The following is a 1213-nucleotide window of genomic DNA, read 5'->3' on the forward strand; positions in this document are numbered from 1 at the left end:
CCGAGATAGTGGCCGCGCCCGCCGGTGATCAGCGCGCCACCGACCACCACCACGGCGATCGACGGCAACAGGTAGTCGTCGCCCATGCCAAGGCTCGCCTGGCCCGAAAAGCCGGTCAGCATGATGCCGACAACAGCCGCGCAGACGGCCGAGAGCATGTAGACCAGGATCAGCGTGCGCTCGACGCCGATGCCCGACAGTCGCGCGGCGCGTAAGCCATTGCCGATACCGTAGACCCTGCGCCCGAACGGCGTGCGGCCGAGCAGCAGCACCGCCGCCACGACAAAGACGACCATCAGCAGGACGATTGGGGTCAGCAAGCCGGCGAGCCTGGCCGTCATGACCCAGCGCAGCATCGGTGAGGAAAACCCGGCGGGTGTTCCCTGCGAGTAGAGCAGCGCGCAGCCTTGCAGGATGCCGTTGGTGGCGAGTGTCATGACGATCGGCGAGATGCCGAGATAGACGATGCCAAAGCCATTGGCGAAGCCGATGGCGCAGGCCATCACCAGCACGACCGGCAAGGCGTAGACAAGCGCCGCGTCGGAGCCATTGACCATGCCGGCCAGGATGATGCCGGAGATGCCGATCGTCCACGGCACGGAAAGGTCGAGGCCGCCGGTCAGGATGACGGTTCCCTGCCCGAGCGCCAGGACGGCGAGGAAGGACGACAGCACGAGAAGCGAATTCCAGTAGCCCGGATTGAGGACGGCGCGGCCGAGCCAGACCTGCGTGACGACCACGATGAGCAGCAGGCAGACATAGGCCGGCAGCGCATAGCGCAGCGTTTCCGCGTTGCGCAGATGGAAGGCAGGACGCGGCGATGCGGCTGTGTGTTGGCCAGGCGATTGTTCGGCGATCTTGAGACGCCGGTCCACGCGCTCGAGCTGCGATGGCAATATGCCGGCGCGCCAGGCGGCAAGCCGGGCGCGCGCGGCGCGCAGTTGCACGGCAAGCACCGATGCGTGCGAGATGGAGCCGGCAAGTGCCGCCAGCACCAGAATGGTGCCTTCGGCGATCGTCGCATAATAGGCCGACACATTGAGCACCAGCAGGATGTTCACCACGATCATCAGGATAAAGGCGCCGAAGACGGAGCCCACCGGGCCGCCCTGCCCGCCGCCGAGGCGCGTGCCGCCGACAACGACCGCCGCGAACATCGACAAAAGCAGCGGATTGCCGACCAGCGGATCGCCGCTGCCGGTCTGGGCGCTGA

The 1213-nt window shown here is 66.9% G+C and carries 1 pseudogene; it reads right to left on the reverse strand.

What is annotated here, in order from left to right:
* Positions 1-1213, reverse strand: a pseudogene (locus EN935_RS36670) (ABC transporter permease); the annotation flags it as partial.

This window comes from Mesorhizobium sp. M7D.F.Ca.US.004.03.1.1, assembly GCF_003998635.1.
GTDB classification, from domain to species: domain Bacteria; phylum Pseudomonadota; class Alphaproteobacteria; order Rhizobiales; family Rhizobiaceae; genus Mesorhizobium; species Mesorhizobium loti.